This is a genomic window from Acinetobacter yuyunsongii, assembly GCF_041021915.1.
Lineage (GTDB): Bacteria > Pseudomonadota > Gammaproteobacteria > Pseudomonadales > Moraxellaceae > Acinetobacter.
In genome coordinates this window covers 1,344,996-1,370,334 of record NZ_CP157435.1, presented here as the reverse complement: position 1 = coordinate 1,370,334, position 25,339 = coordinate 1,344,996, and the positions used below count along the sequence as shown (strand labels likewise).

Annotated in this window: 21 protein-coding genes; 12 read left to right on the top strand and 9 right to left on the bottom strand. The window is 38.1% G+C overall.

Features of this window, described 5'->3' with window-relative positions; all coding sequences use genetic code 11:
- Positions 1 to 116: 116 nt before the first annotated feature.
- On the bottom strand, positions 117 to 389 hold the full coding sequence (locus ABLB98_RS06535; RefSeq protein WP_005159772.1) for a YeaC family protein: 273 nt from the start codon (positions 387 to 389) through the stop codon (positions 117 to 119).
- On the bottom strand, positions 386 to 1,294 hold the full coding sequence (locus ABLB98_RS06530) for an NAD(+) kinase (RefSeq protein ID WP_034601775.1): 909 nt from the start codon (positions 1,292 to 1,294) through the stop codon (positions 386 to 388). The genes ABLB98_RS06535 and ABLB98_RS06530 overlap by 4 nt, the downstream gene beginning before the upstream one ends.
- A 234-nt stretch (positions 1,295 to 1,528) precedes the next feature.
- Here ABLB98_RS06530 and mrcB point away from each other — a divergent pair, with 234 nt between their 5' ends.
- Both mrcB and ABLB98_RS06520 read left to right on the top strand, forming a co-directional pair.
- Positions 1,529 to 3,943, top strand: coding sequence for a penicillin-binding protein 1B (gene mrcB, locus ABLB98_RS06525; RefSeq protein WP_348883679.1), 2,415 nt, complete (start codon positions 1,529 to 1,531; stop codon positions 3,941 to 3,943).
- Positions 3,944 to 3,962: 19 nt separating this feature from the next.
- The gene (locus ABLB98_RS06520) at positions 3,963 to 4,532 is read left to right on the top strand and encodes a tetratricopeptide repeat protein (RefSeq protein ID WP_348883678.1); all 570 of its coding nucleotides are present in this window, start codon (positions 3,963 to 3,965) and stop codon (positions 4,530 to 4,532) included.
- A 9-nt stretch (positions 4,533 to 4,541) separates the two neighbouring features.
- On the opposite strand, the gene ABLB98_RS06515 is transcribed toward ABLB98_RS06520, so the two are convergent.
- The gene (locus ABLB98_RS06515; RefSeq protein ID WP_348883677.1) at positions 4,542 to 5,453 is read right to left on the bottom strand and encodes a thiamine phosphate synthase; all 912 of its coding nucleotides are present in this window, start codon (positions 5,451 to 5,453) and stop codon (positions 4,542 to 4,544) included.
- Positions 5,454 to 5,628: 175 nt separating this feature from the next.
- On the opposite strand from ABLB98_RS06515, the gene hemP reads away from it, so the two are divergent.
- On the top strand, positions 5,629 to 5,799 hold the full coding sequence (hemP, locus tag ABLB98_RS06510; protein ID WP_004661888.1) for a hemin uptake protein HemP: 171 nt from the start codon (positions 5,629 to 5,631) through the stop codon (positions 5,797 to 5,799).
- Positions 5,800 to 5,937: 138 nt separating this feature from the next.
- Here the strand turns inward: hemP and ABLB98_RS06505 are convergent, their stop codons facing one another.
- Positions 5,938 to 7,695 carry a GspE/PulE family protein gene (locus tag ABLB98_RS06505; RefSeq protein WP_348883676.1) on the bottom strand — a complete coding sequence of 586 codons (1,758 nt, stop codon included), beginning with the start codon at positions 7,693 to 7,695 and terminating at the stop codon, positions 5,938 to 5,940.
- A gap of 230 nt (positions 7,696 to 7,925) precedes the next feature.
- On the opposite strand from ABLB98_RS06505, the gene ABLB98_RS06500 reads away from it, so the two are divergent.
- Complete coding sequence (locus ABLB98_RS06500) at positions 7,926 to 9,197, top strand: MgtC/SapB family protein (RefSeq protein ID WP_348883675.1); 1,272 nt, start codon at positions 7,926 to 7,928, stop codon at positions 9,195 to 9,197.
- Positions 9,198 to 9,205: 8 nt separating this feature from the next.
- Here the strand turns inward: ABLB98_RS06500 and tsaA are convergent, their stop codons facing one another.
- Entirely contained in the window at positions 9,206 to 9,940 is a 735-nt protein-coding gene (tsaA, locus tag ABLB98_RS06495) for a tRNA (N6-threonylcarbamoyladenosine(37)-N6)-methyltransferase TrmO (RefSeq protein WP_348883674.1), read from the bottom strand.
- Positions 9,941 to 10,040: 100 nt separating this feature from the next.
- Here tsaA and ABLB98_RS06490 point away from each other — a divergent pair, with 100 nt between their 5' ends.
- Positions 10,041 to 10,820 carry a ferredoxin--NADP reductase gene (locus tag ABLB98_RS06490; RefSeq protein ID WP_005159755.1) on the top strand — a complete coding sequence of 260 codons (780 nt, stop codon included), beginning with the start codon at positions 10,041 to 10,043 and terminating at the stop codon, positions 10,818 to 10,820.
- A gap of 72 nt (positions 10,821 to 10,892) precedes the next feature.
- On the opposite strand, the gene ABLB98_RS06485 is transcribed toward ABLB98_RS06490, so the two are convergent.
- Positions 10,893 to 11,630 carry a transposase gene (locus ABLB98_RS06485; protein ID WP_369028931.1) on the bottom strand — a complete coding sequence of 246 codons (738 nt, stop codon included), beginning with the start codon at positions 11,628 to 11,630 and terminating at the stop codon, positions 10,893 to 10,895.
- A gap of 127 nt (positions 11,631 to 11,757) precedes the next feature.
- Positions 11,758 to 11,952, bottom strand: coding sequence for a hypothetical protein (locus tag ABLB98_RS06480; RefSeq protein WP_004662441.1), 195 nt, complete (start codon positions 11,950 to 11,952; stop codon positions 11,758 to 11,760).
- 604 nt (positions 11,953 to 12,556) lie between these two features.
- On the opposite strand from ABLB98_RS06480, the gene ABLB98_RS06475 reads away from it, so the two are divergent.
- The 5 genes from ABLB98_RS06475 (at position 12,557) to gcvH (ending at position 17,262) form a co-directional block, all read left to right on the top strand.
- Positions 12,557 to 12,952 carry a hypothetical protein gene (locus ABLB98_RS06475; RefSeq protein WP_348883260.1) on the top strand — a complete coding sequence of 132 codons (396 nt, stop codon included), beginning with the start codon at positions 12,557 to 12,559 and terminating at the stop codon, positions 12,950 to 12,952.
- A gap of 394 nt (positions 12,953 to 13,346) precedes the next feature.
- Positions 13,347 to 15,197, top strand: a complete 1,851-nt coding sequence (locus ABLB98_RS06470) for an ABC transporter ATP-binding protein (RefSeq protein WP_348883259.1) — start codon at positions 13,347 to 13,349, stop codon at positions 15,195 to 15,197.
- Positions 15,197 to 15,637: a MaoC family dehydratase gene (locus tag ABLB98_RS06465; protein ID WP_004662447.1), complete on the top strand. Its 441-nt coding sequence runs from the start codon at positions 15,197 to 15,199 to the stop codon at positions 15,635 to 15,637. The genes ABLB98_RS06470 and ABLB98_RS06465 overlap by 1 nt, the downstream gene beginning before the upstream one ends.
- A gap of 127 nt (positions 15,638 to 15,764) precedes the next feature.
- Complete coding sequence (locus tag ABLB98_RS06460) at positions 15,765 to 16,790, top strand: AraC family transcriptional regulator (RefSeq protein ID WP_249571351.1); 1,026 nt, start codon at positions 15,765 to 15,767, stop codon at positions 16,788 to 16,790.
- A gap of 97 nt (positions 16,791 to 16,887) precedes the next feature.
- Positions 16,888 to 17,262: a glycine cleavage system protein GcvH gene (gcvH, locus tag ABLB98_RS06455; RefSeq protein ID WP_348883258.1), complete on the top strand. Its 375-nt coding sequence runs from the start codon at positions 16,888 to 16,890 to the stop codon at positions 17,260 to 17,262.
- Positions 17,263 to 17,328: 66 nt separating this feature from the next.
- On the opposite strand, the gene aspA is transcribed toward gcvH, so the two are convergent.
- Positions 17,329 to 18,771, bottom strand: a complete 1,443-nt coding sequence (aspA, locus tag ABLB98_RS06450; protein WP_348883257.1) for an aspartate ammonia-lyase — start codon at positions 18,769 to 18,771, stop codon at positions 17,329 to 17,331.
- A gap of 480 nt (positions 18,772 to 19,251) precedes the next feature.
- Between aspA and putP the strand changes: the two genes are divergently transcribed.
- Positions 19,252 to 20,748, top strand: coding sequence for a sodium/proline symporter PutP (gene putP / locus ABLB98_RS06445; RefSeq protein ID WP_348883256.1), 1,497 nt, complete (start codon positions 19,252 to 19,254; stop codon positions 20,746 to 20,748).
- Positions 20,749 to 20,806: 58 nt separating this feature from the next.
- Here putP and ABLB98_RS06440 read toward each other — a convergent pair whose 3' ends face one another.
- Positions 20,807 to 21,298 (bottom strand): Lrp/AsnC ligand binding domain-containing protein, encoded by a 492-nt coding sequence (locus tag ABLB98_RS06440; protein ID WP_004662457.1) that lies wholly within the window; start codon positions 21,296 to 21,298, stop codon positions 20,807 to 20,809.
- A 120-nt stretch (positions 21,299 to 21,418) separates the two neighbouring features.
- On the opposite strand from ABLB98_RS06440, the gene putA reads away from it, so the two are divergent.
- Positions 21,419 to 25,180: a trifunctional transcriptional regulator/proline dehydrogenase/L-glutamate gamma-semialdehyde dehydrogenase gene (putA, locus tag ABLB98_RS06435; protein WP_348883255.1), complete on the top strand. Its 3,762-nt coding sequence runs from the start codon at positions 21,419 to 21,421 to the stop codon at positions 25,178 to 25,180.
- Positions 25,181 to 25,339: the final 159 nt, after the last annotated feature.

Sequence of the window (25,339 nt, the reverse complement as noted above, 5' to 3'; positions counted from 1 at the left end):
TATAAAGAGCAACCATTAAATTATTCGTTAAAGTAATCAGTATTTTATTTAAAGACATTATAAAAAACGATGACTTTATTAAAAGCATCGCTTTAAATACTACTTGTAGAAATTAATCAAACAAACCTTATCGGCTTAAATTCAGGCTCATTTTTGTGATGATCATCATCACACTCTTCACCTTCTTCTTTCGTACCTCGGTCGATATAACCACTACGCTGTTCTTTCGGTAAATTTTCCATTTCCCATGCATACACGGCTTGCATACAAATTTCACGTTGCTCTTTGGTCAATGCAATACCATTTGGCCATTTACCAATTTCAACAGCAGTTTTCAGACGCTCAACAATTTCAGGATTTAAAATAGCGAGCATTTGTTCAATATTCATGAGTCATCCTGTTGAAAAGATTCAAAATCTTGATTCCAGCCCAGTTTAGTACGGCAAGCCATATAAAAATCATAACCAGGTGGATGTAATAAGCTTAGTTTAAACGGATGTTTACGAATATGCACCGTATCACCTACATTTAATGCAACACTATGTTGTCCATCCGCACTCACCATCGGTAAGACACGATTTTCACGGATGGTGATCTTAATCTCACTTTGCCCACCGACAACGATTGGACGAGATGATAATGTATGTGGATGCATTGGTACGAGTGCGATCGCATCCATACTTGGGTGTAGGATTGGTCCACCGCCTGAAAGCGAATAAGCGGTCGAGCCTGTTGGTGTTGAGACAATTAAACCATCACTGTGCTGACGATAAACATATTGCCCATCAATACTCAGCTCAAAATCAATCATATGAACCGATTTACCTGAGTGTAACACCACATCATTCAAGGCAATTGCATCATAAATGGTTTCGTTATTGGTGCGAACTTCCATTTCTAGCAAGAAACGTCGATCGAGTTGAAATTGACCTTGTAGTACCTGATCCAGTTTAAAAATTGCTTCTGCCGGCTTAATATCAGTTAAGAATCCGAGTCGACCACGGTTAATCCCAATAACGGGTGTATTGTATCTGACTAAAGCACGTGCCGCATGAAGTAAAGAACCGTCGCCACCCACAACGATCACCAAATCCACTACTTCACCTAATAAATTACGGCTCACGGTCTGACCATAACTATAAGGTACAAGTTTGGCTGTTTCCTGATCAAAAACGGGATTTAAGCCTAAAGTGATCAAATGATCATGAATTAAACATAACGTTTCTACTACAGAATTCTTATCTGGTCGCCCAATTAGACCAATATTTCGAAAGGATTTATGTGAAATTTGCACGAATAACTCAGCTCCACCGCGACTATTGACTATCATATCATTAACAATCAAATTTTCGTTGATGATTGATTAAAAAGTATAAAAATGTCTATTCGTTGTTTTTTTATACTATTAATGTCAACACCTTCTGAAAGTTTTTATTGCATGTTGCTATTTATTCACAGTTTTATGATTGCAAAATGACAATAAGCTATCGCATCATTACTCACATTGTTTCGGTTTTAACGCAAGTCTATGAAGTGTGAACGTGGTATTGGTTTTCTAGCACTAATTTTTTCAATTTTAGTGATTGGTGTGTTTATTGCCTTTAGTATCTATCTGATCCGTTTGGATAATATTATTCGCAATAAATTTGAAGGTCAGCGTTGGGATATTCCTGCCAAGGTATTTGCTCGTCCATTAGAAATCTATGCGAACGCCCCTATTACTCAAGAAAATTTTGTCCAAGAATTAAAATTATTGGGCTATAAAAATACCACGAACTATGAAAAGTCAGGAAGTTACATCATTCAAGGTAACCAAATGTATGTTCATACACGTGGTTTTGACTATGGTGATAGTAATGAACCTGAACAGGTGCTTGAGATTGCTTTCAATCAAGGTCAAGTCGGTGAAATTCGTTCCACTAAACCCTCTAGCACAGGCATTGCTCGTTTAGAACCTCTATTAATCGGTGGTATCTATCCACAACATAATGAAGACCGTGTCCTCATTAAGCTGAATAAAGTACCCAAAACACTAATTGAAGCGTTAATTTCAACAGAAGACCGAAATTTTTATCACCATCATGGTATTTCTATTCGAGGTACAGCACGTGCCTTAGTCAGTAATGCAACAGGTGGTCGACGTCAAGGCGGCTCGACATTAACCCAACAGTTAGTTAAAAATTTCTATCTTTCACCAGAAAAAACGCTCAAACGTAAAGTCAATGAAGCACTTATGGCGTTGTTGATTGAGCTGCATTACAGCAAAGATGAAATTCTAGAAGCCTATTTAAATGAAGTAAATTTAGGTCAAAATGGTAATTACTCAATTAACGGTTATGGCTTAGCTTCACAATTCTATTTTGGTTTACCTCTGAGTGAATTGAATATTTCCCAACAAGCCTTTTTAGTTGGTTTAGTACAGGGTCCAACTTTATATAATCCTTGGCGTAATCCTGAAGCGGCAAAAAAGCGCCGTGATGTTGTATTAAACAATATGATGGTGATGGGCTATTTATCTGAAACAGAATATCAAGATGAAATCTCACGTCCTTTAAATATTGTGAGTAAACCAACTTTAGGGCCTGCAAAATTCCCAGATTTCCTTGATATCGTACGTCGCCAATTACGTACAGAATATCAAGAAAGTGATATTACCAATCAAGGCTTGAAAATTTTCACAACGCTTGACCCGATTGCACAGACCCAAGTTCAAAATGCTTTTAAAGACTCTGTTGAACGTTTAGCAAAAGCAAATCCAGCACGTTTGAAAAACTTACAAGGTGCTGTGCTTGTAGCCCATCCTGAGAATGGTGAATTGGTTGCTGCTGTTGGTTCAACTCAAGATTTTACTGGCTTTAACCGTACACTAGACGCTAAACGTCAAGTCGGTTCGTTGTTAAAACCAATTATTTATCTAAATGCGATCGAATCTGGACGTTATACGTGGGCGAGTCCGATTGAAGATAGTGCCGTTAATATTCCAGTTGATGGTGATAAGAGTTGGACACCAAAAAATTATAGTGGTGGTGAACATGGCGTTGTTTCTATGCAACAAGCCTTGGCAAATTCATACAACCTATCTGCTGTTCGTTTAGGAAATGAATTTGGATTATCAACATTTTCAAATAAGCTAAAACAATTTGGTGTCAGTTCGAATATTCCAGCTTATCCGTCTATCTATTTGGGTGCAGTAAATATGTCCCCAATGGAAGTACTTGGCATTTATGGCAACTTTGCAACAGGTGGTTTCAAATATCCTCCTCGCTCTATTCGTACTGTTGTTGATGCAAAAGGACATTTGCTTGAACGTTATAGCTTAAATGTTCAACAAACGATTGATCCTGCTGCTGCCTATATTTTGAACTATGGTTTGCAACAAGTTATGCGTTCAGGTACTGGACGATCAGCTTATGGCAGCTTACCTGAAACCTTAAATTTAGCTGGTAAATCTGGTACAACCAATGATACACGCGATTCATGGTTCGCTGGTTATTCAGGCAATCATGTCGCAGTCGTCTGGTTAGGTCTGGACGATAATAAAGTTACTGGTCTCACAGGTTCTTCAGGCGCATTACCTGTCTGGACCAATGTAATGAAACAGCTTCGTCAAGAACCCGTCAATCTTCGTCAAACTGACAATGTAGAATGGCAATGGATAGATAGCGCAACAGGTGATTTATCGGCGCAAGGCTGTGATGGCGCAATGTATATTCCCCTACTTCGACAAACTGTACCTCATCGTGCAACCCTCTGCGGCCAATCACATTATGAAGTTGAACCAACCAATATCCCATCCGAGGAAGACACTCAGGGGGATCATTACGGTGATGGCAATACTAATACCAATTATATTCGAGAAAGTGAAAATCAAATGGACACCGATTTATCCAATCATAATTCTACACGTGTGATTTCGAGCGGTAGTTATAGCGGTGAAAACTAAGTTACAAGGATGATTGGACATGATGAAGAAAATAACGATTGTGATTGGTGTATTGCTGCTTGCAGGTTGTAATTCAGCACCGCCTCCAAATAAAAAAGTGGTAATTAAATTGGGAGAACCGCCAAGTACGTCAACCACGCAGAAAAAGAAAACTGCTCCGCCCGCGTCGAATGTAAAAATTACGCCGTATGAGCAGAAAGAAATAAAGCGCCAAAACGTACCAGTGGTTGTACCTGAGCAAAAAGTACAGCAAAAGTTCAATGATGGGAGTCAATTACCAGCATTTAGAACATTAATGCAAAAAACCCAAGTCGCTTACAAGCAACAGCAACTTGCGGAAGCAGAACGTTATGCTCTTCAAGCTCAACGTATTGCTCCCCAAGCGACCGAAACTTATTTGTATTTAGCATTGATTGCAGACCAACGCAAACAATATGCAAATGCGGAAGCTTTGGCACGTCGTGGTTTAAGCTATGCGCAAAGTAACTCGATGAAAAAACAACTTTGGTTTATTGTGCTCCGAGCGAGTGAAGCACGTAATCATCCAGTAAAAGCTCAAGAAGCTAAAAAAGCCATTCAAGCATTATAACAAGTTTGATCAATTAATTGAACTAAATTGACGAATCCCTGCAAGCCCATAAGCATGATGTTTTTGGGCTTGTTCTAAATCTTCAGATGCTACGCCACCTAAAGCAAAAACTGGAATATCACTCTTCTGAGCTAATGCAGCAAAATCATTCCAACCCAATACTTTTACATTTGGATGCGTTTCAGTAGTTTTCACAGGACTCAAAAATACGGCATCACAACCTATATGCTGTGCATGTTGTAATGAAACAGCATCATGACAGGCTGCAATAAAACGTTTACCAACAATCAATTCACCTTTTTTAAGTGCCATTAATTGTGATTGTTTAAGATGAATTGTCTTCACTCTAGACTGTAGAACCATGTTCATATTTTGATAAATATCAGTATTTATTATAATTTTTTGTAATTGTTCATCAGTTAAAACCTCTAACTGCTGTTCAATCTGTTCAATTTCAGCTGTTTGGATGCGCCAATACATTTGAAAGTTATGATGTGGTAATGCATCAATTTGATCACTGATCTTAATCAAATGTGACCAGATTAAGCGTTCCAGAATTACAACATTTGCCTTCGGAAAGTTTAAACTCGCTAGTTGATCGCGTTGATACCAAGTCCAAGGTTGATGAATTTGATTGAGCATTTCCTCAGGTACGTGTGCATGAAAAAGATGTAAATTAACAATAACATCTTCATATTCATGACGAATAATATCAAACGGATGCCACTCTTTTAAACCAATGCCTACTTCCTCATAAATCTCTCTACGACAAGCTTGTTCAGGTGATTCCCCTAATTCGACTTTTCCACCAGGAAATTCATGTTTATTACCTTGATGTTGATCTGCTTGTCGCCAACCTACTAACACTTTAGATTTATGCAGTAAAATTGCAATCGCAACATCAACTATAGCTTTTGCCATAACAGTCTAATATCTCTATTTTTTCACAATAATTTTAATGAATTTAACAACGATTTCACATACTAAAAACATCAATAATCAATGATTTTGTAAATTCTTGAAATTTACGTTGACAGGTCTATTCGATAATGATTATCATTTAAATAACTAAAAAACACACCACGGAGCATAACAAATGAACGCACCATTTAACCTATTTACACGTAGCACAGATGCAGCTCAATCATTGCCAATGTTGCATTCCAATAATCTTTTTGCCTTAGGTCGGGAAATACGCATAATGCATGCGGGTGAAGAATACCGCTTGCGTTTAACGCGTAATAATCGTCTGATTTTAACCAAGTAATATAATAACAACCGCATAATAATAAACGTGGAAATAGCAGTATGTCAGCGCGTACTGCTTTTTTTGTTTGATCAAACAAGTGGGACCACCTCTTTAAAACAAATGAAGATGAGGTGAATCTGAAGATCGATAATTTGCTTAACTTAAAGGAACAACACGCAATACCTCTTCTAACGTGGTTGCACCTTCAATGACTTTGCGTGCACCTGCAATCCGCAGTGGCTCAACACCCTCTTTCTTAGATTGTGCTTTCAGATCATTCAGTGTGCCATGAGCACTAATAATAGACTTTAACTCTAAACTTACTGGCATAAATTCATAAATACCTACACGGCCTTTATAACCTGTATGGCGACATGCTTCACATCCAACTGCTTTATACATCGTCGTTGGCATATCCATCATATAATCAAAAGTAAGATGCTCCCACTCTTGTTCATTAATTGCCGTTTCTTGCTTACAAAGTGGGCAGAGTCGGCGCACCAAACGTTGTGCTAGAACACCTAAAATCGTTGCAGCAGTTAAGAATGGTTGTACGCCTAAATCATGCAAACGGGTCAGACTTGAAGGTGCATCATTAGTATGCAAAGTCGAAAGAACCAAATGTCCTGTTAATGCTGCTTGAATCGCCATATTTGCGGTGTCATGATCACGAATCTCCCCCACCATGATAATGTCAGGATCTTGACGCATCAGTGCGCGAACACCATCGGCGAAACCAAGTTCGATATTTGGATTCACCTGCATCTGGTTAAAACTTGGTTCCAACATTTCAATCGGATCTTCAATGGTACAAACATTCACTTGTTCTGTTGCTAATTGCTTTAAAGATGAATATAAGGTTGTCGTTTTACCTGAACCTGTTGGCCCCGTCACCAAAATAATCCCGTGGCTATGTTGTGTCAGTTGCTGCCAACTGTGTAATAAATGCCCTTCAAATCCTAATTGCTGAAAACTACGCACTAATACTTCAGGATCAAAAATACGCATGACCAACTTTTCACCAAAAGCAGTTGGCAACGTAGAAAGACGTAATTCCGTTTCTTGACCTTTCGGTGTACGTGTTTTTAAACGTCCATCTTGAGGCTTACGCTTTTCCGCAACATTCATACGACCTAAGATTTTAATACGGGAAATCACTGCTGTAAGCGTATTGGCTGGCATGTTATAAATAGTATGTAACACACCATCAATACGGAAACGCACCTTGCCTTTGTCTTTGCGAGGCTCCAAATGAATATCACTTGCACCCTGCTCAAAAGCAAATTGCAATACCCAATCCACCAGTTTCACAATATGCTGGTCATTGGCATCAGGGTTTTGTGTATCGCCTAATTGTAATAAAGCTTCGACCCCCTTATTGTCACGGTCAAAAGCACTTGTGCCTTGAGAAGAACTCACCGCTCGACTAACTTGATAATATTCAATCAAATAACGTTGTAGCTGTTCTGGATTTAATAGTACAGCTTCAACTTTTTTTGGGCTCAAACTTCTTTCTAAATTATTTTTCCATTCCATCATAAATGGCTGATCTGTACCGATTAAAATACGATCAGAGTGAACTTCTACTGCCAAAATATGATTTCGAGCGGCAAACTCTTGAGACATAACACTGGTTAATGCCGTCACATCCGCCTTTAGAGGATCAATGACAAACAAAGGAACATACGATTTTTCAGCTAACCATAGACATAGACGATTGAGTGTTAAAATGGTTTCTGGATTTAATTGATCTTTCAGATTAAATTTTGCAACCCACTGTAAAGGATGCCACTTCAATTCATCTTTTTGACGATGTGTTGTTTGTACTAATAATTTATCCCGTTCAGTGATTCGTCCATCTTTTTGTAATTGTTCTAAGCACCAAAAAATATCGATTTGAAAATTAAACGTCATTGTTATACCCCAAGTTATTTCTATAATATAACAGAGATTTATTGAAATCTCCCAGATCATTTCATGACTCAAGAATGATTAAATGCACTTTAAAAAACATATAGATAACTTAGTCATAAAAGTAAAAAGGGTTAAGATAGAGCGATGCATTTATGCAATTTTAAAGTATATAAATTCAACTCAATTTTGCCTAAACAATAATGATGATCCTCTAAACGAAAGGATATGACATGACTAATTTACTTGATTTATCAATACAAAATACGGCTTTAAGTCAGTTAATCATGATCTTTGCTGTATCGCTCGGTTGTGGATTATTGATCGGTTTAGAACGAGAACAAAGCAAAGCTAAACATAAGACCAAAACTTTTGCTGGTTTTAGAACCTTTGCAATTAGCTCTCTTTTAGGAACACTGTGCTTTTTATTTAATTTAGAAATAGGAATTACGGGGGCAATTTTAATTGGTGCTATAAGTATTGCATCACTTAAAAATCAACCCGATGATCCTGGTGTGACGACTGAACTTGCACTCATAATGACCTATTTCATTGGTGCTGTTTGCATATGGAATATCAATTTAGCTGCTGGGCTTGCAGTGACGCTGACCATTCTACTTTTTGCGAAACAATCACTTCACGGGCTCGCTAACCAATGGATTAATGAAAGTGAATTAAGGGATGGCGTGCTACTACTGGCTTTAATACTGATTGCACTGCCCTTAGTACCTAACCAAGCTTTTTGGGGACCTGTATTAAATCCCTATACAATTTTGAAATTATTAAGCCTCATACTATTTGTACAAGCATTAGCACATTTTGCCAAAAGACTTCTATCATCAAAAAATGCAATCGTCTTTTCTGCTTTGGCATCTGGTTTTGTCTCAAGCACAGCAACTATCGCAAATCTGGGTATGGAAGTTCGTAACAACGGTGCGAACCCTCATGTAAATGCTGGTGCTGCCTTGATGTCCTGCGTATCTACGCTTATTCAAATGCTCATTATTGTTGCAAGCATTAGCTTGGCTTGGTTCAAAATCATATTTTTGCCAACTATCATTTCTACCATCGTTCTATCTATTTGGGCTTTATATTTGATGCGGACATCTATTGGCGATGGTGAAACAATCGCAACCAATGATAGCAGCCGCATGTTCAGCTTCAAAAATGCTGTCATTATTACTTTTGCCTTATCAGGAATTCAAGCCGCAATATATGCTCTCAACCTTTGGCTTGGTAGTTCAGGTCTGATTTTAGGTACATTAATCGCATCTCTTTTTGAAATACATGCGGCAATTGCTGCAATCGTTGTCCAAGCAGAGCCTGATACCGTTCAGGCAACAACACTTATGATTGCATTAATGATCGGACTTGCTGCCCATGCTTTAGCGAAAAGTATCAACGCTGCGCTAACAGGAGGATATAAATTTGCTCTTGTTTTTATTCCAGCCCAAATCATACATATGACTGTGTTAATTATCATGCTCTGGATGCAGCAGAACTAATATGGATACTAATTGATAGTATCAAGCTTTAATATGTTGATCTTGTCATCATCAACATTAAAACTCACATCGAACGTGGAAAACTTCATTTTATAAATTCGACTCGCATCATCATGATAAGCAGGCCGTGGATCTAAAGATAAAACTTGTTCTAACTCATCAAAGATTCTCGGCTGAGTGTCATTCTCTTGAATGAACTTGTGCTTAATCGATTGTGCTAATTCGCTCCATAGAACACGCTTTCGAATCGGCTCATCTTGCGCATAGCCACTGACCGAATCCATCACAGCATCTGAATAATGGATATAAGGTTTAATATCCAAAATTGGAGTTTTATTGAGTAAATCACTTCCTATCACATACATTCGAACACTCTTAGCACATTTTTCAACACGTAAAAAGCGAACGACCGACAGACCTATAGGAGATGGACGATACATACTCCTCGTTGCAAATACTCCAATTTTTTGATTACCACCTAATCTAGGTGGACGTACTTGTGGACGGAATTTAGACATTTGATTCAAGGAGTTATCAGTATTTTTATTATCATGGAATTGCCACAGTAACCATAAATGACTGAAGTCTTCAATTCCCTCAAATGCCGAAAGATCATTATAAGGTTCTGACAACTCTATATAGGACTCCACCTGCACCAAATTTGGCTGTCTTGGAATACCAAATTTCTCCTGATAAGGAGAATGCATATAACCGATGATCGGCATGATCACAGAATTGCTCATCACTTTTTCTTATAAACACAATTAAATATATTCAGTTTATAGAGAATGATTTTAGATTAGAATAGCAATCTGTTTCTTTTAACTGTGATCGAGACCTTTAATGGCTGCTTTTAACGTTGAACGCATTACTCATGTTCACCACTGGAATGACACGCTTTTCAGTTTTAAAACCACGCGCGATACAAGCTTACGTTTTAAAAATGGTCAGTTTGTGATGATCGGACTTGAAGTGAATGGTAAGCCTTTAATGCGTGCGTATTCGATTGCGAGTGCGAATTATGAAGAAGAACTCGAATTCTTCTCAATTAAAGTACAAGATGGTCCACTCACTTCTATCTTACAAAAAGTACAAGTGGGCGACGAAATCCTTATTTCTAAAAAACCTACAGGTACTCTTGTACATGATGATTTATTGCCAGGTAAAAACCTATATCTGTTATCTTCAGGTACAGGACTAGCACCATTCTTGGCTTTATTACGTGATCCTGAAACATATGAAAAATTTGAAAAAGTGATCATGGTTCACGGTACGCGTTATGTATCAGAGCTTGCATACCAAGATTTAATCTTAAATGAACTACCAAACCATGAGTTCTTTGAAGAATTGGGTATCAAAGATAAATTAATCTACTATCCAACAGTGACTCGTGAACCTTTCCACACCCAAGGTCGCGTTACAACCGCAATTGAATCTGGTCAATTATTTGAAAAAATTGGTTTGCCACGTTTCAATCGTGAAACTGACCGTGCAATGCTTTGTGGTAGCCCTGCTTTCCTAAAAGACGTGGCTGCTTTACTTGACCAACATGGTTTAGTTGAATCCCCTCGTATGGGTGTAATGGGTGATTATGTTATTGAACGTGCATTTGTTGAAAAATAAACGTCAATAACCATATAAAAGAAACCGAGGTGATCCCTCGGTTTCTTTTTATCTCTCTGTACACGACAAATTTCATAGGGCCCTTGTCCTATCAGGCTTTTTCTTCCTTAAAATTGCGAGCACTTTCTTAAATTCTTCTTTTTTTCCAAAACCAATCAAACGTAGAATAGCCATTTGAACATAGTCCAAACCGTATCGAAATAAACTTACTGAAAGTCGTCCATGCTTCTTTATTTTTATCGCTTTTTTTCGATCATGTTGCCATTCACCTGTTAAATAGCACCAACAGAAACCGATAGCTAGTACTGCTATCAATTTCTTGACTCGTCTAGGGTCTGTTAAACGAGTATTTTCAAGATTGAATCCACGTCCTTTGAGACAACTAAATAAGGTTTCGATTTCCCAGCGTAATGCATAATCACGAATAGCAGAAGCATTAAACATAGGAGAAACAACAAGTATCGCTATTCCACGATAGACGATGGCTAACATCAAGAGATTGATATCTCGTTTTCCCCATTTCCAGTTGGTTCTATCCAAAGTTAATTGGACTTTATCGAATGAAAATATATTGAAAATTAACTGAGAAATTTGACGATAATCGAAATACTGATCTGCAAAGAAGCGTTGTATACGTCGATAAAATGATTGTGGTAAGCACGTGATGGGTAAGGCTTTAGATGCAGAAGAAAGATTACATGTCTGTTTTACAATTAACGCAAGCATAATCAGTGTAAAACATTTTACATGTGACTTGTTCCACTTTAGATATTTGTTTAAGATGAGATGTAACTCATTGAAATGTGTCATCATATTCGTCGTCAGAAAACAAGTATTATGCCATTATTTCAATGAGTTATCTTTTTTGTCGTGTACAAAGAAAAAAGCCCATTGGCATGGGCTTTTTAAATAATTACTTTAATTATTCATGTATGTATCACTGAATGCTTAACTCATCGTCTTTAGCAATGACGACTGAGGTAAGAATTGGAATACCTAAGATCACAGGAACGACAATAATCCACAAATCTGTGGTTAATTTGCTTGAGAAGAAGAACTGAATAACGATAGCAGCCAAGATAAGTACTGAAAGGAGGACAGCCATAAAGCGAATCGCAAATTTAAGAAGCATTTCTAATCCTATGTGATTGTAATGGTTAATTTGAGTATACGCCTTGTATCACATTTCATGCATTGATTTTTCACTGTAAAAGCTGTATCTCAAATGAATTTTTAAATAATTGCCTAGCGTAGTGTCTTGCTCTTCCTCTATGAAACAAATAGAACTTTAAGTGGGTACACTCCTCTCCATTACCAATCCGTAGCCTGTTAACTACTCGCTTAGGTTTCCCATCTTTTGTATCAAACCGACTCGTTCAACATACATCTAAAATGTCTCTCACTTATATCAGTTTTATCTCCTAAACACTTGTGGGGAAAAGACAGAAATTTTCTATCCTACTAATAGTTATTTGAATACAAAACTTAGATCTCATTCGCAGTTTCTATAAAAAATGAGATAATACCCCTAAGTTTTAAATATTATTAAATACCTTTCATATTAATTTAATATAATTAACTTATTATAACTCTCCAAATAAAAAGATTGATCAAATAGGCATTTTCGGATCAATAACCAATCAAAAGAAATAAATATTAATAAAACCTATTGAATTTTAATTTAAAAAAATCATTATGTATCAATATTGTTAATTAATGTAATAATGAGTTAGAAGATGCCTCACTCAGCAATAAAATTCAAAAATGAAAAAGATTACTCATTTTTCTCCCAAACTGAGAATATCGGAAATCAATCTGAATTTATAGAACTTCATTTAGAAAAAATGAGTCATAAATCTACACTTTGGATGGATGCTGCGGTCATTGCAACATTTTCTTTTGGTTTCTTTAATAGCTTAAATAATGAGCTTAGAAACAAAATAATTGATTCATTAATGCTCATCAAAGCGAATCAACTCGAACCAATTCTCTTCCAAAGTTCAAATATAGTTGATGATAAAGGATTCTCACTTCATCACACCTTGATGTATGAATTAAACAATTTAAACGCTATAAAATTTTATTTAATAAAGACTGGAATATTCATGAATTTAATAACGCATGCCAAATAATCATGAGAGAATTAACGGCATTTGAAATGAATCTAAGTAATCAAATTTCAAATTTACTAAACAATAATTTAATTTGTAATTTACTTATTTGTTCAGTAGATGTTAACTTCGATACCATTTACACCATTCGTTAATATCAACCATTTGGATTGCTAATGATCGGCGAATTCAAACATGAGGTGCGACAGTTTCATAGCAATTTTATTTACCATATTATTTGTTAAGAAAAAATTAATAACAAATATTATTTGAGATAAACTATTTTGGAAATTAAATTGCGAGTTTAATTATCCTTTTTTGAACTACGCGACATTCGCTCTTTTCATCTCTAAAGCTAATTTTCTGATATGCTACTGAACTAGCTGAATTAGAGTTTCATCAGAGGATAAGTGTAATGCTGAGTTGGTTTGAAAAATTAGTTGATCCTTACCCAACGAAAGATTTAAACAAAACATTACCGACTACTTTTTTTGCTTTTGTTTGGCAATCAACGAAAGGGGTCAGACCATTCCTCTTTTTACTTATTGCTTGTACAGCTGCTGCAGCGTGCTTTGAGGCATTATTCTTTTCTTATATTGGTAAACTAGTTGATTGGCTCACTAAAAGCCAACCCAATACCTTTTTAGAGACCAACCAACAAAATCTCACCATTCTGATTAGCATTCTGTTTGCCAATATTTTCTTTGTCAGCCTACAGTCTGTTATCAAGCATCAGGTTTTGTTCAGTAATTTTCCAATGCGTATGCGTTGGCTTTTTCACAACCTGCTGTTGCAACAAACTCTGGATTTCTTCCATACCGATTTTGCAGGTCGGCTTTCAGCTAAAGTGATGCAAACCGCATTGGCCGTTCGTGAATTCTGGATAATTCTAGGCGATATGCTAGTTTATGTGCTGATCTACTTTATTACGATTAGCTTTGTATTAGGCTCTATTTCACCTGTTTTAATCATCCCCTTGCTTTTATGGCTGATCTTATTTATCGCGATTGCCAGTTATTTCATTCCTCGTCTTGGTAAAGTTTCACAACAACAGGCAGATGCGCGCGCTATTATGACTGGACGCGTTACCGATGCTTATACCAATATTCAAACTGTGAAATTGTTTGCACATGCTGGTCGTGAAAGTCAGTATGCAAAAGAGTCCATGCAAGAATTTATGGTCACTGTTTATAAACAGATGCGCTTAGCTGTGAAATACCAAATCAGCATTCGTTTACTCAGTGCTTTTCTCTTTATTGGCGTGATTGGTAGTTCTGTTTGGTTATGGACACAAGGTCAAGCTGCTATTGGGGTAATTGCAGCAACCACGGCGATGGTTTTAAAACTCGATAGCCTAGCGGAATTCATCATGTGGCACATCACCATGCTGTTTGAAAATGTTGGTACCATTCAAGATGGTATGAAAACTCTAGGTAAGCCTATTCAGATTCAAGATAAAAAAGATGCAACTGAACTAAAAGTTCAACAGGGTGAAATTCGTTTTGAAGATGTTAGTTTTGCTTATAATCAAAAAAATGTAATTGATCATTTTAATCTTACGATTAAGCCTGGTGAGAAAATAGGTATTGTTGGTCGTTCTGGCGCGGGTAAATCTACCCTTATTCAGCTACTTTTGCATTTTTATGATATTAATCAGGGTCGTATCTTGATTGATGGACAAAACATCCATGATGTTACACAAGATAGTTTACGTGCAAATATTGCACTGGTCACTCAAGATACTTCTCTATTACATCGTACGGTAGCTGAAAATATCAAATATGGTCGCCCTAATGCGACTGAAGCAGAGATTCAGCTTGCTATCAAAAAAGCTAAAGCAGAAGAATTTATTCCACAATTGACTGATCAGAAAGGACGTGTTGGATTTGATGCTTATGTCGGCGAGCGTGGCGTAAAACTTTCTGGCGGCCAACGTCAACGTATTGCTATTTCTAGAGTTTTTTTGAAAGACGCACCTATTCTTATTTTAGACGAAGCAACAAGTGCGCTTGACTCAGAAGTTGAAGCCGCGATTCAAAGCAGTTTAAATGACTTAATGGTTGGCAAAACAGTCATTGCAATTGCACACCGTTTATCTACTATTGCTCAAATGGATCGTCTCATTGTACTTGATCAAGGCAAAATTGCTGAACAAGGTACACATGAGCAGCTTATTGCAAATGATGGCTTGTATGCACAATTATGGAAACGCCAAACAGGTGGTTTTTTAGTTGAGGAGCGAGCAGTGGCTCAGGACACAGAATAATGTTGTATTTAGAAGACTTAAATATTGGAGATCGCTTCATTAGTCGTGACTATGAAATCACGCTTGAAGAAGTGAAACAATTTGCAAGCCAGTATGACCCCCAACCATTTCATTTAGATGAGCAAGCAGCTGAGCAACATCCTATTTTTCAAGGTTTAGCTGCCAGCGGCTGGCATACCTCAGCAATCACAATGCGTTTGTGGACCGAATGTTTTCCCATCGCAGGTGGTTTACTGGGTTCAGAATCTAGTCTTCGTTGGCCTCGCCCTACCCGTGTTGGTGATAAGATTCATGTAGAAATTGAAATTACTGCAATCGTGCCGTCTAAAACCAAAACCGATCGCGGTATCGTCAGTTACGTTACGCAAGCTTTGAACCAACATGGCGATGTGCTATTAATATCAACAACCAAAATAATGGTCTTTAGAAAAGCAGCTTAATTTTGGAGATTGGATGACTCTTTTGTCCAACAATTTTTATGATTGATTATTTTATTTCGTGTAAAGATGTTTCAGACTTAAATGTTTAAAAGATATTGGCAAAATTGATGAGCGCCACGGAAAGCACATGCAAACAACTTCAACTCGTCAAGATCAAGGTATACCAGGCGTCTATGGCTTATTGCTATTAGATGTTGTTTCACGCTGGGGATATAGCGATGAAACCTTATTTGCTCCTTTTCATTTAACCAGTGAGCAATTAGCTGACCCAAATTATCGAATTCCTACGCCTATTGCGAATGAATTAGTTAAACATTCCTTGCGTTTAACAGGTGAAAGTACATTAGGATTTCACCTAGGTACGCAAATGCGTATTTCTATTCACGGTTTTATTGGTTATGCCATTATGACTGCGCATGACATTACCGATGCAATTGCACTTGCAAGCCGTTTCATTCAATTACGCTTACCTTTTTTACAACTTTACTTTTCTACTTTTGGATCTAAAGCAACCTTACAACTACAATGTGATATTGAAGTTGAACCATTACGTACTGAAATTATCTTAGGTTTAACGATTGGTATTATGACCATGGCCAAAGCCTTGACAGGAATTGAAGACTTAAAGAGTGAAGTTGATTTAGATTTCCCTGAGCCTGCGGGCTTTGATAAATATCGTGATAAATTAACCAGTACAGTACGTTTTAATCAGCCGCATTTAATTTCGAGTTTTGATAAAAAATATCTCGGTTTAAAAATGGTCAATGCAGATCCAATTGCCAGCCAAATTGCAATTAATCAGTGTGAAACTGAACTTTCTGCTTTAGGCGAACGTCGTCGACTTGCAATGCGTGTACGTGATATTTTAACCAATTCAGAACAGCATTATTTAAGCATCGAGAGTGTTGCTGAGCTTCTGCATGTGTCAGATCGCACTCTCAAACGTCAGCTAGCAGCTGAAGGTACATCCTTCTCTACCTTGGTAGATGAAGTACGCTATCGTCATGCAACATCTTTACTATCTAGAACAGATTATAGTTTAGAACAAATTGCTGATGAATTAGGGTATTCTGATGTAGCAAATTTTAGCCGTGCATTTAAGCGCTGGAGTGGACGCAGTCCGAGTAACTGGCGTAAAGACCCTTATTTGTAATATTGCAAAGTGCTTCATTTATAAACACTTTTGTTTTAACTAAAAAACCTGTATAAAGCCAAATAAAATGATACGACAGATTGTTTAAGGAGTTGTCATGAATCATCCAGCAGATTTAAAATATGCACGAACACACGAATGGGTAAGAATCGAAGGTGATTTAGTTGTTACTGGAATCAGTGACCATGCACAGGATGAGTTGGGCGATTTAGTCTATGTGGAAACACCAGAAGTCGGTAGTCATGTGACTGCAACAGAACAAGCAGGTGTTGTTGAATCTGTTAAAACTGCATCTGACATCCATGCACCTGTTTCAGGTACTGTCGTTGAAGTCAATACAGCACTTGAAGATGATCCAGATTTTGTTAATGAAGAGCCTTATGGTAAAGGTTGGATTTATAAAATCAAACCAGACAATATGGCTGATGTTGAAAAGCTACTTTCACATAGTGAATATGAATCAGGTTTGTAATTTTAAATAAATTCAAACATTAAAAAGCCCAGTCAAGAACTGGGCTTTTTATTTATGCTTAATTAATTAAGCAACATAATCAACCTGAATACCATCTACTTCTGAAACCAAATTCTCAAAAGAGAAAATTTCATCAAGTTGAGCCTGTGTGAGCAAACCTCGCTCTAGCACAACTTCCTGAATAGTTTTATTCTCTGCAATACATTGCTTACCAATTTCATCGCACAAAGCATGACCTAATAATGGATCGAGCAAAGTAATAATCCCTACACTACGCATGACCGTATCATGGCATGCTTGTTCATGTGCTTTGATTCCACGTACACATTTTTCATCTAAACTTTGAATCGCATGGGTTAATAGCTCAATTGATTCATTGAGGGAAATTGCAATCACAGGCTCCATGACATTTAACTGTAACTGTCCTGCTTCTGCTGCAAATGTAATCGTAAGATCGTTACCAATCACCTTAAATGCAATCTGATTTACAACTTCTGGAATAACTGGATTTACTTTTGCAGGCATAATTGATGAGCCAGCTTGTAATTCAGGTAATTGGATTTCACCCAAACCAGTACGAGGTCCTGAACTTAGCAAACGTAAATCATTGCTAATCTTCGAAAGTTTACATGCAAGACGTTTTAAGGCACTCGATAAAATAATAAAGACGCCACAATCACTGGTTGCTTCAACATAGTCTTCAGCACCAACTAAATTTAAACCTGTAATTTGTTTCAAACACGAAACTACTTTTACAGCATAGCCTTTAGGTGTGTTTACACCAGTACCAATTGCAGTTGCGCCTAAATTGACTTCAAGCAACAACTCGCATGTACGTTTAATCAGACGAACATCTTCTTTTAATAAAGTTGCAAATGCATGAAATTCTTGCCCAAGTGTCATCGGCACTGCATCTTGGAGTTGGGTACGCCCCATTTTTAAAATATAGCGAAACTCAATGGCCTTTTCCTCAAATGAAGTGATCAACTTATCCATTTGTGTAAACAAGGCATCCAGTGAACAATAGGTAGATAGACGAATTGCTGTTGGATACACATCATTGGTTGACTGCGATTTATTGACATGGTCATTTGGATGGATCACATCATACTGACCCTTTTGATATCCCAATAACTCAAGGGCAATATTGGCAATCACCTCATTCGTGTTCATATTAATCGAAGTGCCCGCTCCACCCTGATAGATATCAATCGGGAATGAGTCCTGCCATTTTTCAGTTTCATTGATTAAAGCATCACATCCATGCTGGATAGCAAGGCTTTGTGTTTCCGTGAGTTTTCCAAAACTTAGGTTCGCTTGAGCTGACGCTTTTTTTACCTGTGCCAGCGCACGGATAAAATAGCCATTTTGTCCAACTTTTTGCGAAGAGATTTTGAAATTTTCAATTGCGCGTAAAGTATGAATTCCGTAATAGCAATCCACTGGCACTTCTTTTGCGCCAAGTAAATCATGCTCTATTCTTATAGTTGCTGCTTGAACCGTGTCCACTTTCCATTTCTCTCAGACAATGCACCCTAATGGTGCAAAGAAATAATATGGAAGATTTCAAATAAATTTTCATTAGCAGAATTGCTTAACATTACGAGCTTTTTATAATGTAATTTCTCTGTATTATTGTTTTTATAACAACATGTGTTGTCATTTCACTCTGTTTTTCTGTTCAAAAATGCCTGTTATTTCTATCATTTTTTTGTTTTGGTAATAATTTGAAACATATAGCCTATTTTTAAGCCGTAAATATCTTTCTTTTATTAAAAAAAAGTGAGCTTTTTTAGATTTAAAAATTAAGATTCATACACTTAATTTAAATTACATAAAAAATACAAACAATATACAAAAAAAAACAGTATTTTAAAAATCATTCGTGCTTGAATCTGTGACCTTATCAGTCTTGTTAGAATAGTGAATCATTTTTGTCTATTCAGATGGGATTGCACAGTTATGGATATGTAAGGACAGGCATCCATTATGAATTTTTCGAATCCCACTGTTGTTGTGTTCGTGGTGTATATTATCGCCATGCTTGGTATCGGCTTATACGCCTATTTTTCTACCAAAAACCTTGATGATTATATTCTTGGAGGACGAAGCCTAGGTAGTTTCGTTACCGCCTTATCTGCGGGTGCATCCGATATGAGTGGCTGGTTACTCATGGGTTTACCTGGGGCAATCTATTTGACAGGCTTATCTGAATCATGGATTGCAATTGGCTTAATCATTGGTGCATGGCTCAACTGGTATCTTGTGGCTGGACGTTTACGCGTTCATACTGAGGTTCAGAATAATGCGCTTACGTTACCAGATTATTTCACTGGTCGTTTTGATGATCAGAAAAAGATCTTACGTGTAACTTCCGCACTGATTATTCTCATCTTTTTCGCGATTTATTGTGCTTCTGGCATGGTAGCTGGTGCACGTCTATTTGAAACATTGTTCCACTTACCTTACCAAACCGCTTTATGGCTTGGTGCGTTTGCAACAATTGGCTATGTTTGTATCGGTGGCTTTTTGGCAATCAGTTGGACAGATACGTTCCAAGCTGGTTTGATGATTTTTGCGTTATTGCTTTTACCTATCGTCACATACATGTCTTTGGGTGTAGGTGTCGAAGAATTTACAGCAATTGTTGAGAGTGCACGCCCACACGCTTATGATTTTGTTTCAAATTTAAGTATCGTTGGTATTCTTTCAGCAGCTGCTTGGGGCTTGGGTTATTTTGGTCAACCTCATATTCTAGTTCGTTTTATGGCTGCTGATTCTGTTAGGTCAATCCCTGCTGCTCGTCGTATTGGTATGATATGGATGATTTTATGCTTGGCAGGTGCAGTTGGTTCTGGTTTTATCGGGATTGCGTATTTCCATCAACATCCTGAATTTGCAGCGGTTGTGACAGCTAACCCTGAAACAGTATTCATGGAACTCACTAAAATTTTATTCAACCCTTGGGTTGTTGGTGTGATCCTTGCTGCAATTTTATCAGCAGTCATGAGTACCTTAAGTTGTCAGTTATTGGTATGTTCAAGCGCATTAACTGAAGATTTATACAAAGGCTTGATCCGTAAAAATGCAACTCAAAAAGAGTTAGTTTGGATTGGTCGAGGAATGGTACTCGCTGTTGCAATGTTGGCGCTTGCTTTAGCTCAAAACCCCGATAGTAAAGTACTTGGCTTAGTTTCTTATGCTTGGGCTGGCTTCGGTGCTGCTTTCGGTCCATTGATTATCATGTCATTGTTCTGGAAACGTATGACGCTAAACGGCGCTTTAGCGGGTATGGTGATCGGTGCAGTTACAGTGATTGTTTGGAAAAATGTATTTGCTAGTACTGGTATTTATGAAATTATTCCTGGTTTCATTTTTGCCCTGATCAGTATTGTTGTGGTGAGCTTACTCGGTAAAGCACCTAACGCAAATGTGACTGGTCGTTTTGAACAAGCAGATGAAATCTATACGAGAGAAATGAAATAAGATTTCTGAGTAAAATTTAAGGGGGCTTTCGAGCCCCTTTGTTTTATTTAATCTTTTATTAAAATTTAGTTCTTGATTTAATTTTTATTTTAGAGCTGTCTTTCACAACCTGCATCACAGGATAACTACGCGTTTCCTTCACCCCAGGAAGTTGCCATAAAATTTGTCCTGCTATACGACGAAACTCCTCCATCCCTGCACTACGCAATTTGATCAAAAAGTCGAAGCCACCACTCACCATATGACACTCAACAATTTCAGGATATTGCGTTACCGCATCAATAAAATCCTCGAGCACATTTGGGGTGGTTTTATCTAAAAGCACCTCAACAAACACAAGAAAACTGGCATTTAACTTATTCGGATTGAGTTTTGCCTCATATCCCAAGATAAATTCATCCTTCGTCAATTTTTGGACACGAGCCATCACGGCAGTCGGCGAAAGGTTCACTAATTCAGCCAATTTACTGTTGGAAATTCTTCCATCTGTTTGAAGAATATCCAGAATTTTCAGATCAGTACGATCTAATGTATAAATAGGGCCATTCAACTGAATTTTCCTCTAAAAAATAGGTAAATTATAGTGAGTTACTCGGGTTTTATTCTGTAATCATAAATTATCTAAACCTCTCTACTCAATATGTTCTAGAGATTGTTATTGGAATTTAGTATGAATACATTGGATACTCCTGCACAAATGGACACAGCTCACACAGACGGTTATATCACCGAATTTAAAGAAAAAAGTGAGTTTGAGCAACGCATTAATACAGCTTGGCGACGTGCTGAGCATGAAGCGGTTAAACAACTTGCAGAATCAGCAGATATTTCCCCTGATCTTGATCAAAAAATTTATGAATTAGCATTCAGTTTTGCCCACAACCTACGGGAACGTAAAAGCTCTGCGGGTAAAGCAGGTATTGTGCAGGGTCTATTGCAAGAATTTTCCCTTTCCTCTCAGGAAGGTGTCGCTCTGATGTGTTTGGCAGAAGCATTACTTCGTATTCCAGATACAGCAACACGTGATTTACTCATTCGTGACAAAATTAACCAAGGCAATTGGAAAGAGCATTTAGGTCAAAGTAACCTGATGTTCGTCAATGCCGCTGCTTGGGGTTTAATGCTGACTGGCAAGTTAATGGAAACACCTAAACAAACCAGCTTATCAAGTATTTTAACAGGTCTTCTGGCTCGCAGTGGACGTGGCATCATTCGTAAAGCGGTTGATGTCGCGATGCGTATGATGGGTGAGCAATTCGTTACGGGTGAAACCATCGAGGAAGCACTTGAGCATGCAAAACCATTTGAACACAAAGGTTTCCGCTATTCATACGATATGCTCGGTGAAGCTGCGCTAACAGACCATGATGCTGAGCGTTATTATAACGATTACACGCAAGCGATTCATGCCATTGGTAAAGCATCAAACGGGCGTGGTGTTTATGAAGGTCCTGGTATCTCGATTAAGCTCTCTGCTTTGCACCCACGTTACCAACGTGCGCAAATTGATCGTGTACATCATGAGCTTTACAACAAAGTTTTCGAACTTGCATGCTTAGCAAAACAATATGACATCGGCTTAAACATCGATGCTGAAGAATCTGAACGTTTAGAAATTTCCCTCGAATTGCTTGAGCGTTTATGTTTCGAACCAAAACTTGCGAATTGGAAAGGCATTGGTTTCGTTATTCAGGCGTATCAAAAACGTTGTTTCTACGTGGTTGATTACATCGTTGATCTTGCAAAACGCAGTAACAAACGCCTTATGATCCGTTTGGTGAAAGGTGCATATTGGGATAGCGAAATCAAGAAAGCGCAAATTGACGGCATGACGGATTACCCTGTGTTTACTCGTAAAGTTCACACTGATTTGTCATACATTGCTTGTGCGAAGAAACTTCTTGCTGCACCAGATCAAGTCTATCCGCAATTTGCAACGCACAATGCACAATCACTTGCAACGATTTATACACTTGCAGACCCAAGCAAATATTATCCAGGTCAATATGAGTTCCAATGCCTACATGGTATGGGCGAACCTTTGTATGAGCAAGTTGTAGGTTCAAAAGCAGACAATAAACTTGGTGTGCCATGCCGCGTCTATGCGCCAGTGGGTAACCATGAAACTTTACTCGCTTACTTGGTACGTCGTTTACTTGAAAATGGTGCAAATACCTCATTCGTAAACCGTATTGCAGACAAGACATTAAAAGTTGAAGACTTAATTCAGTCTCCAGTCAAAGATATTCAAACTGCTGCGAAAGATGAAGGTCAGATTGGCTTAAAGCATCCTGCGATTCCACTTCCGCATGATCTTTACCCATTACGTCCGAACTCAAGTGGTTTTGATTTAAATAACGACCAGCCTTTAGCTGCATTAGATACAACAGCACAAAAACTCCGTAGCCATATTTGGAAAAGTGCGCCTTTACTTGGATTTGAATCAACAATTCACGATCAAAGTAATGCGATTGCAATTACAAACCCTGCACAAAATAGTGAAATTGTCGGTCATGTCAATGAAGCAACCAGCGCGGATGTACAACTGGCATTAGAAGCGGCGGTACAAGCTGAACAAAGCTGGGCTGCAACAGATAAAGTTGAACGTGCTGCTTGCTTAAAACGTGCTGCCGATTTGATGGAAGCTCGCATTCAGGAGTTGATGGTATTACTTTGCCGTGAAAGTGGTAAAACTTATGCCAATGCCATTGCAGAAGTTCGTGAAGCCGTTGATTTCTTGCGTTACTACGCGACACAAATCGAAAACTTGCCTGCAAATGCACAAGTAAAACCATTAGGTACAGTCTTGTGTATTAGCCCATGGAACTTCCCCCTTGCGATTTTCTCTGGTCAAATTGCTGCTGCATTGGTCAGTGGTAACTGTGTGATTGCCAAACCTGCCGAACAAACACCATTGATTGCAGCGCAAGCCGTTCAAATGCTTTGGGAAGCTGGTGTGCCACACGGCGTTGTTCAACTTCTGCCAGGTCGTGGTGAAACTGTTGGTGCTCAACTTAGCCAAGATGATCGCATTCAAGGCATTATGTTTACGGGTTCGACAGAAGTTGCAAAAATCTTGCAAAAAACTGTTGCAAAACGTTTATCTCCAAATGGTCAACCAATTCCATTAATCGCGGAAACAGGTGGTCAAAATGCGATGATCGTTGATTCATCTGCACTCACTGAACAAGTCGTTCTCGATGTTGTAAGCTCTGCATTTGACAGTGCGGGTCAACGTTGTTCTGCACTTCGTATCTTATGCGTGCAAGAAGACAGCGCTGCAACCGTGATTAAAATGTTGAAAGGTGCGATGCAACAGTTGATCGTAGGTAATCCTGCAATCCTAAAAACTGACATTGGGCCTGTAATCGACACTGAAGCAAAACAGACCATTGATACGCACATTCAAAAGATGAAATCTAAGGGCTATCCTGTTCATCAATTGATGTTTAACGATGCGGTAAGCCAACAAGCGCTTGCACAAGGTACATTTGTTCCTCCAACAGCGATTGAATTACCAAACCTAGATGATCTAGAACGTGAAGTCTTTGGTCCTGTCTTACACATCATCACTTATAAATATGGTGAGCTTGAGCAATTGATCGACCGTATCAATGCTAAAGGCTATGGCTTAACCATGGGTCTACACACACGTATCGATGAAACAATCAATACTGTGATCCAGCGTACTGAGGTGGGTAACTTATATATCAACCGCAACATCGTGGGTGCAGTAGTCGGCGTTCAGCCATTTGGTGGTGAAGGCTTATCTGGTACGGGTCCAAAAGCGGGTGGTCCACTGTATATGTACCGTTTGATGGAACATTGTTCAGAGAAAGTTTTAGCAACACCGTTTGCGGTGAAAGCTGAAATCTCTCAGTTTGATGCTGTATCAAATGTTGCTTATCAAAGCTTATTGTCTTGGGCAAACCAAAACATGCCACAAGCAATTACTACAATCCCAGCATTTGGCGTTGGTAAATTCTATGAGTTGCAAGGGCCTACTGGTGAAAGTAACCAATACATTATCTTACCTCGTCATCGTGTGCTTTCTATCGCAGATGATGAAGCGAGCCAGTTACAACAGTTACTAGCGATTTTCTCCGTCAGTAGTACTGCTGCTGTGTTGAAAGACAATGCATTCTTAGTAAAACACAAAGCGTCTTTACCAAAAGATGTCTTAGATGCAATCACTGTGATTTCAAGTGTTGAAAAAGATGCGTTTGATGCAGTGCTTCATCATGGTTCTGTTGAACAGTTACAAGATTTGCAAACTAAAGTTGCTGCCCGTTCAGGTGCGATTGTCGGGATTACCCAGTTACAAGCAAATGAACAAATTCCTTTAGAACGTCTTGTTATCGAACGTGCAATCAGTGTGAATACGGCTGCTGCCGGTGGTAATGCGAGTTTAATGACTTTATCTGAAGACTAATTTAAGTCTCTTGCGGAACTTCAGTCGTTCCTCATCCCAGCCCGAATCATGTTTACATGGTTCGGGTTTTTATTTTCTAGCTTTGAAGCAAATGGATTTCAGCAAAAACTTCCCTACGATCATTTAAATAAAACTAATTCGTTTAAATCAGGGATAATC